Source organism: Pseudaeromonas pectinilytica, from assembly GCF_054780855.1.
This window is the reverse complement of the sequence record NZ_BAAGVN010000117.1, coordinates 1-8,410: the sequence shown is the minus strand read 5'-3', so window position 1 is coordinate 8,410 and position 8,410 is coordinate 1. Positions and strand designations below refer to the sequence as shown.

Genomic DNA, 8,410 nt, shown 5'->3' with positions numbered 1-8,410 from the left:
GAAGCCCTGCAAAGTAAACTGGATGGCTTTCTTGCCGCCAAGGATCTGATGGCGCAGGGGATCAAGATCTGATCAAGAGACAGCTTGGTGGCCGCACGAGGAAGTAGGAAATACTGATGAGTCAAAAAAAGAGTCGCTTGCATTATTTGGCAAGAATCCATTTGATACCGCAAAACCTGAGCGACTGATTGAACGAATCCTACATATTGCAACGAATCCAGGTGATATCGTTTTAGATTCATTTGCTGGTTCTGGGACGACTGGAGCTGTTGCCCACAAAATGGGTCGCCGCTGGATCATGGTGGAGTTGGGTGAGCACTGCCATACCCATATTGTTCCGCGCCTGAAGAAAGTGATTGATGGTGAAGATCAAGGCGGCATTACCAAGGCCGTGAATTGGCAAGGCGGTGGTGGTTTCCGTTATCTGCGCTTGGCGCCATCCTTGTTGAAAAAAGATGACTGGGGTAACTGGGTCATCAACAAAGAATATAACGCTGAGATGCTTGCCGAAGCCATGTGCAAGCATATGGGCTTTACCTACGCCCCAAGCCAGACCCAGTTCTGGAACCATGGCTACAGCACTGAAACTGACTATATCTACGTGACCACAGGCTCGCTGGCCTATGACCAGCTTAAGCGCATCAGCGAAGAGGTGGGTGCTGAGCGCAGCCTGTTGATTTGCTGCAAGGCGTTTATGGCCGAGGGTGCCGAGTTTCCGAATTTGACGCTGAAAAAGATCCCCAAGGTAATTCTGAACAAGTGCGAGTGGGATCATGACGATTACAGCTTCACTCTGAACGTGCTGCCGGAAGAGCAGGACGATGAGTGGGCGGATGACGACAGCGAAGAATAAGGAACAGCCATGAGCAACGGGACCACTATTGCCAACCAGATCGGCGCACGTCTTTCCCTGCGCAAGCCACAGAGTGAATCGCTCGCGATCCTTTGCCGTCTGCTGGAGCAGTTAAAGCTGGATAAAGAGCCGGATCTGCTGCGCTGGATTGAGCTCCTCAAAACCGAGAAGCTGCCCTTCAAGAGCTTTGAGCGTGACTTTCCTTCACTCTGTTTTGCCTTGGCAACCGGTGTTGGTAAAACCCGTCTGATGGGGGCCATGATTGCATGGCTCTATCTGACCGGTCGTAGCAGCCATTTCTTTGTGTTGGCGCCAAACCTGACCATCTATGAAAAGCTGAAACAGGATTTCCTGCCGGGCTCGCCCAAATATGTGTTTCAGGGCATCCCGGAACTGGCCCAGACGCCGCCCGTGTTGATCACTGGTGATGACTATCAGGAAGGGCGTGGTGTGCGCCTGGATCAAACCGTCACCATGAGCATGACGGGCGATATGTTCGCGGCGGAGACGGCGCCGCATATCAACATTTTTAATGTCTCCAAGATCAATGCGCTGGAGAACAAGCAAGGGGCGGCCAAATCCAAGCAGGCGAAGATCCGTCGCATCCAGGAGTATATCGGCGACTCCTACTTTAACTATTTGGCTGACTTACCTGATCTGGTGGTGCTGATGGATGAGGCACACCGCTACTATGCAGATTCTGGCGCAACAGCCATCAATGATCTCAAACCCGTACTGGGCATCGAGCTGACCGCCACGCCGAAAACCACTGGGGCCAAGCCACGCGATTTTAAAAATATCGTCTATCACTATCCGCTGGCCCGTGCGTTGAATGACGGCTATATCAAGACCCCGGCAGTTGCCACCCGTAAAGACTTCAAAGCCAGTCGCTACAGTGAGCAGCAGCTTGAAACCATCAAGCTGGAAGATGGTATCCACCATCATGAATATGTGAAGACCGAACTGGCCAGCTATGCCAACAACACTGGTCGGCCACTGGTTAAGCCCTTTATGCTGGTGGTGGCACAGGACACAACCCACGCCGAAACCATCAAGGTCAGGATCGAAGATAACGAATTCTTCAATGGTGCCTATAAGGGCAAGGTCATTACCGTTCACTCCAACCAGACCGGGCAGGAGTCGGACGAAAATACGCAGCGGTTGTTAGCGGTAGAACACGACAAGAACACCGAGATTGTCATTCACGTTAACAAGCTCAAAGAGGGCTGGGATGTCACCAACCTCTACACCATAGTGCCTTTGCGGGCATCTGCGTCCGAGATTTTGACCGAACAGACCATTGGCCGCGGCTTGCGTCTGCCCTATGGCAAACGCACCGGTGTGGAGGCGGTTGATCGTTTGACGATCATTGCACACGACCGCTTTCAGGAGATCATCGATCGCGCCAATGAGGAAGACTCCATCATCAAGCAGACCCTGTTTATCGGTGCGGATGATGATGAAAACGGGATCCCGGAGCACAAGCCTAATCAAGTGATAGTGCCTTCACTGGCTGAAACCTTGTTAGGGCGCTTGCCGACCGATGGTGAAGGGAACCAAATTAAGGAGCCGTTCGCGGCATATGTGGCGACGAAGGCGGATGGTCATACTCCCTCAAAGCCGGTTCTGGCTACCGAAGCCCAACGGCGCGTGGCGGAGATAACCGTCAAGATTGTTAGTGAAGAGGCTAAGCGACTGGGGAGCAGCAAACAGCTGAACACGCCCGAAGTGCTGCAAAGCGTCACGCGCAAGGTGCAGCAGGTGATGAAGGAGATATTCCCCCCCGTCTCTACTACTGAGGAACAGCCTGAGCTTACCGGTATGAACTTGCCTGCGCCGGTTGCTCCGGTGGAGATGGACGAAAAGAGTATCGGTGTGCTGGTCGGGCAGATCACGGAAAAGCTGGCGGAATACACCATCGATATTCCGCAGATTGTTATTCTGCCGACGCGCGAGGTGAACTACGGATTTAGCGAGTTTGACCTCGGTGGACTGAGCAGTATTGCCATGCGGCCAGGTAGCCAGGAAATGTTGCTGCGCAACTTGAAAGATAACAGCACCAGCACCATCAGTTGGGCGCGCGGTGGCATGACCGAAGCGCGGTTGGAGGACTACCTGGTTCATTACCTCTTCGATCATGACGAAATTGATTATGACGAGCATGCGGCAACCCTATACCGTCTTGCTGGGCAGATGGTTGCTCATCTGAAAACCTATCTAACCGATGAAGAAGCCGAAGTCTTGCTCAAAACCCAAGGCCTCCATTTGGCTAATTTCATCTGGGCGCAGATGCAGAAGCATATGTGGACGACACCAACCGATTACATCGGCCATATCACCAAAGGGTTTGATGTTTTGCACCCGGCCACCTTCAACTACGCCCACGATGAACAACCACGAGATTTCCGGGCGCCTGTTCCGGCAGGAGAGAAGAGCCGGGTGCGACAGATGCTGTTCATGGGTTTTAGCAAATGCTGCTATCCGTACCAGAAGTTCGATTCGGTGGATGGTGAGTGGCGTCTGGCGCAGATCCTCGAAGGGGATGCCAGCGTGCTCAAGTGGATGAAGCCTGCACCGGGTCAGTTTCGGATCGAGTATGCCAATGGCCAGAACTATGAACCGGACTTCGTGGTGGAGACCCAAGATGCTTTCCTGCTGATCGAGCCCAAAAAAGCAATGGACGTCGCTTCAGTCGAAGTTCAAGCCAAAGCAAGAGCCGCTGTACGCTGGTGTAAATACGCCAACGAACATGCTATCGAACATTCAGGTAAACCGTGGCGCTACGTGCTCATCCCTCACGACAATATCGACCTGAGCCGCAGTATTGACGGCCTGGTGAGTGAGCATGAGGTGAATAGCTAATTGATTATATTCATGATCTTTTTCTGGGATCATGAAGGGGCAAAAATCGCTTTACGGGTCTGATGGCGCTTGCTGCTGAATTTACTGTCGGCGAAGGTGATTTGATGACCCATTATGTCACGCTGCGATAGAGATCTAGATGGAAATCACGATCTCAAGGTATTATTCGCATCATCGATTAAACAGACGCTATGCTATAAAAAGTCAACGCAGTACCGATAAGGACAAGATATGAACGATGTAACACTATCAGTTCAACGGTTAGCTTCATACAGAGAAGCCATAAAAAAAATTAAAAAAGGCAAATGTTCCTTATCTTTCCCGAAGGATACCAACATAGAATCCATTCTCGATTTTGAATCTGATCTTGTTCAGTTGGCTGCCTGGCTTGATGCCCGACTTGATGGGTTTAATAAAATTCAAGAAATATCCACTGAAATCAGTAAAGGCAGTGTTCTTGATGAGGTTTTAAATCGCATATATGACACATTTCATGAAATAATACCTTACGATAGGATCGGCTGCGCATTAATATCTGATGATTATGAGCGGATTTTCGCTCATTGGACAAAAAGCAATTACCCAGAAAAAATAATGATCAAAAAGGGATATACTGCTTTTTTAAGTGGTAGTAGTTTAGAGGGGATACTAACCACACAACAACCCCGCATTCTTAATGATCTGCAACTATATTTAGTTGAACATCCTAATTCATTGTCAACTAAATTAATAGTTGCTGAAGGCATTCAATCAAGTTTAACCTGCCCGCTCATTGCAGATGGTAAGCCTATCGGTTTCATTTTCTTCTCTAGCAAAGAAAAGAACACATACATTGATGCCCACCAAAAAACATTTATTAACCTTGCAAGGCAAATATCATTTTTAGTCGAAAAAAGCCGTCTTTATCAACACATCTATGACATAAACAATCAGTTGGTAAATGCATTGGCGCAACTCAAAGAGCAGTCTTCTCGGGATGCACTTACTGGTGTTTTTCATCGGGGCGCTATAATGGAATTCCTAAAAAACACCATCGAAAAAGACACAAGAAAAAAACAGCCTACTACTGTAATACTTGCTGATATAGATCATTTCAAACATGTCAACGACACATATGGTCATGTTGCTGGTGATACAGCGCTGAAAGAGGTCAGTAAAAGTTTAACTAACCACTTAAGGAGTCATGATTGTGTTGGGCGTTATGGTGGTGAGGAGTTTTTAATTATACTGGGTGAAACCAATGCCACAGATGCTCTGTTAATTACAGAGCGTATCCGTCAAGCAATTTCTGAGCTAAAGTTTGAAAGGAATGAAGGCAACTTTTCTGTCACCATGAGCTTTGGTATTGCCTATTCAGATAATACCTCACATATAAAGACTGAAGAAACATTACTACTAGAAGCGGATAGTGCTTTATATCATGCAAAAAACGAAGGTAGAAATCGTGTATGTATCGCATAAAAAGATTTAATTTGGCTTGAATAGTGAGAATCGGCATCTCACAGGGGAGCGAGGTGCCGTCGATTCGTGGCGGATTGATCTGTGAACATCTAGTTACTTATGGATACAAACCTGAGCTTTACCCGCATGCTTGGCGGTATACATCGCCGAATCAGCGGCATTTACCAGTTGGTCGGCAGATCTTTCATCATCAGGGTGATGCATCGAAATGCCGATACTCGCGCTGATGGTGGCGGTTACTGAATCGAGTTTTATCGGGTGCTGAAGGGTCTCCAGTATTTTTTGCGCCAACATATTGGCATCGGGAATACCGTGCTTAATGTTTTCCAATATTACAGTGAATTCATCCCCGCCAAGGCGCACAGCAGTATCTGTCTGCCGAATACTAGCTTGTAAACGAGCGGCTACCTCACGCAACAAGGCATCACCGGCGTCATGGCCATATCTGTCGTTAATTTGTTTGAATCCATCCAGATCGATGAAGAGCAGCGCAAGAGATGTTCGAGTTCGTTTGACGCGAGCAATAGCTTGAGACAATAAATCGAACATGCCTCGGCGGTTAAGCAGCCCCGTCAATGGGTCATGCGTTGCCTCGTGTTCGCGGATTGCCTCTACCTGTTTACGCTCAGTGATGTCATGCAAGAACGCACTAAAGATAGTTTTTCCATCAATGGATAATGGACTAACCCGCACTTCAACAGGTAATAGTGTGCCATCACGGCGTACAGCTGTCAGTTCCATGCGCTTGTTTAACACGTTGAGCTCACCGGTCGCTAGATAGTGCCGTAATCCTGCACGATGAGCTTCGCGCATGGTGACTGGGATGATCATTTCATCCAATCGGCGGCCAATAGCCTCTTGGCTACTCCAACCAAAGGTTTGTTCTGCCTGTTGATTCCAGTCCCGGATCACACCGTTATGGTCAATACAAACATAAGCATCGTTTGCGTTTTGGAGCACCATCTGCAACTCAGCTTCGCGTTTGCGTAGCTCCTGCTCAGATTGAAGTTGTTGAGCCATGAAGGATGAGAGCATTTCATTGGCTAACCGTAGATCTCTGGTTCTTGTTTCTACACGATTTTCCAGATCCTTGCGAAGTTCAGTCAGTGATGCCTCTGCCTCTTTGCGCTCTTGTATATCTTTAATAATTGATACGAAATATTCCAACTCACCTTGAGGACTCATTTGCTTGGTGACGACTAGCTGTATCCAAATGGTATTACCTGATTTAGTGATATACCGTTTTTCTAATTGGTAACGGTCTATCTCGTCATCGATTAACTGTCGTAACAGGTATAAATCCGAGTCCAAATCGTCTGGATGAGTAATGTCCTGAAAAGTAAGCTTAACGAATTCATCTTGGCTGTAACCGACAATTTGACACAAGGCATCGTTGACACGTAACCAACCACCGTCTGGAGCAACCAGCGCAATTCCCACGCCAGCACGTTCGAATACGGTTCTAAACCGTGCTTCAATGGTCTCAACAGCTTTTTTCGCTAGCTCTGAGGTTGCCTGACTCAGGATCATTGCTTCACGCATTTGTACTTCTTTGCTGATCACTGCAGCGAGGTCGATCAGGATGTTAATTTCGTCCGCGTTTAACTTTCGTGGTTTGGAATCGATTGCGCAAAGGGTGCCTATCGATAGTCCACTGACACTGCGTAATGGCACACCAGCGTAGAAGCGTATATTCGGATTACTCGTAACAAGAGAGTTGTCCGCAAAGCGTTCGTCCAGCGTTGCGTCTGGCACTATCATCGGTGAAGTCTGCACGATGGCGTGTGCACAGAAGGCTAGTTCACGTGGAGTTTCTATCGCGTCCAGACCAACACGAGACTTGAACCATTGTCGATCCGTATCAACTAATGAAACTAGCGCAATCGGGACATCGAGAACGCGTGCGACTAATCGGGTTATGCGATCAAAAACCTCCTCAGGCGGTGTATCGAGAAGATTGAGAGCATGAAGCACATTTAGCCGCTCATTTTCATTCGGCGGGATTGGGTAGGTTGTCATGCTGGATTGTTCCAAGTGATCTGCGCATAAATATAGCCATAAAAATATCAGGTTAGAAGTTGAAGAAACATTGCACGGATATCAATTATCGAGATATGTGTCGATGGTCCGATGTCGTGCTATGCAGGTATAAAGGTTGCTGAGCACCTCAGTATTGGGCTGGAGGCGGTTTCGCGCATGGAGCGTGGATTGGTTGTGCCGACCATTGTTCGGTTAGCGGAGTTGGCTCAGCTATTTGATTGCGATATTGCTGAATTACTGCGAGAGAGTAGTAATCGCCCGACGGAGAAAGGAGTGGTCCTCGCGCATCACTTGGCTCGGTTGAACTCAGCGGATCGGAACATGTTGTTGGAGTTGGTTGAAAAATTATCGGACCGGTTAGCCAATCCCATCGTTTGATTGAACACCTGATCCTGGGGCTATTCCGCGGTTTAGTTCAGCAAGTGCCCCTGACTCCTCTTTTACTCTCCTTGGTCGTTATAGCCAGCCTCGCTCCGCCATCGACACTCTGCCTTCGGTGCCGATCACCAGATGATCCAGCACGCGGATCTCGACGGTGGCTAGGGCTACTTGGAGTCGTTCTGTCAGTGAACGGTCAGCTCGGCTGGGTTCAGGCAAGCCGGATGGATGGTTGTGTGCCAGGATCACCGCCGCCGCGTTGCAGGCTAGTGCCGCTTTGACCACTTCACGCGGGTAGACGGACGCGGCATCCAGCGTGCCTTGGAACAACTCTTCAAACTTGATGACGCGGTGCTGGCTATCTAGAAACAGGATAGCGAACACCTCCCGCTCATAGCCCTGCAGCAGGGTCTGCAGGCAACTGTAGGTGAGGCTGGGCGAGGTGAGCGCCTTGCCCTTGGTGACTCGGGCTCTGGCTAGTCGGTTGGCCATAGCCAATATTTCCTCTGCTGTTGCGGGCTCAGTCAGGATATAGGTGCCTTGGGTTTCTCCGGCTTTGAATTTGCTGTGACTCATGGTGAGTTCTCCATAGAAAACACCACCTCCGGCTCCAGGCTGGCGGTGGCGTGACTGTTATGTGAATCAGGCTGTGGTGAGCGAGGTCTGGAAGGTGTTGATCTGACGGTAGCTCTGGAAGTTGAGCTCCCAAAGCTGGTAAAGCTCGATGGCGTCACTCATGTACAGAACCTTAAGCGGCAAGCGAATTAATAACACCGTCTAACGTGTTGTTTTGCTTGGATTTTCTCTGCCTACTCT

General features: G+C 49.0%; 4 protein-coding genes and 2 pseudogenes. 4 read left to right on the top strand and 2 right to left on the bottom strand.

What is annotated here, in order from left to right; translation table 11 throughout:
* Positions 1 to 85 precede the first annotated feature (85 nt).
* The 3 genes and pseudogenes from ACYVG7_RS08530 to ACYVG7_RS08520 form a co-directional block, all read left to right on the top strand.
* Positions 86 to 853 (top strand): annotated as a pseudogene (locus ACYVG7_RS08530) (DNA methyltransferase); the annotation flags it as partial.
* Between the two features lie 9 nt (positions 854 to 862).
* Entirely contained in the window at positions 863 to 3,715 is a 2,853-nt protein-coding gene (locus tag ACYVG7_RS08525) for a DEAD/DEAH box helicase (RefSeq protein ID WP_460882729.1), read from the top strand.
* A 231-nt stretch (positions 3,716 to 3,946) separates the two neighbouring features.
* Positions 3,947 to 5,176 (top strand): sensor domain-containing diguanylate cyclase, encoded by a 1,230-nt coding sequence (locus ACYVG7_RS08520; protein ID WP_460882728.1) that lies wholly within the window; start codon positions 3,947 to 3,949, stop codon positions 5,174 to 5,176.
* A 93-nt stretch (positions 5,177 to 5,269) separates the two neighbouring features.
* On the opposite strand, the gene ACYVG7_RS08515 is transcribed toward ACYVG7_RS08520, so the two are convergent.
* Positions 5,270 to 7,195, bottom strand: a complete 1,926-nt coding sequence (locus ACYVG7_RS08515; RefSeq protein ID WP_460882727.1) for a sensor domain-containing diguanylate cyclase — start codon at positions 7,193 to 7,195, stop codon at positions 5,270 to 5,272.
* A gap of 132 nt (positions 7,196 to 7,327) precedes the next feature.
* Between ACYVG7_RS08515 and ACYVG7_RS08510 the strand changes: the two are divergent.
* A pseudogene (locus ACYVG7_RS08510) lies at positions 7,328 to 7,594 on the top strand (helix-turn-helix domain-containing protein); the annotation flags it as partial.
* Between the two features lie 78 nt (positions 7,595 to 7,672).
* On the opposite strand, the gene radC reads toward ACYVG7_RS08510, so the two are convergent.
* The gene (radC, locus tag ACYVG7_RS08505; protein ID WP_460882726.1) at positions 7,673 to 8,170 is read right to left on the bottom strand and encodes a RadC family protein; all 498 of its coding nucleotides are present in this window, start codon (positions 8,168 to 8,170) and stop codon (positions 7,673 to 7,675) included.
* Between the last annotated feature and the right edge of the window lie 240 nt (positions 8,171 to 8,410).

Coding starts and splice junctions, on each gene's coding strand:
- ACYVG7_RS08520 (WP_460882728.1), top strand. CDS start 3,947: ATGAACGATGTAACACTATCAGTTCAACGGTTAGCTTCATACAGAGAA.
- radC (WP_460882726.1), bottom strand. CDS start 8,170: ATGAGTCACAGCAAATTCAAAGCCGGAGAAACCCAAGGCACCTATATC.
- ACYVG7_RS08525 (WP_460882729.1), top strand. CDS start 863: ATGAGCAACGGGACCACTATTGCCAACCAGATCGGCGCACGTCTTTCC.
- ACYVG7_RS08515 (WP_460882727.1), bottom strand. CDS start 7,195: ATGACAACCTACCCAATCCCGCCGAATGAAAATGAGCGGCTAAATGTG.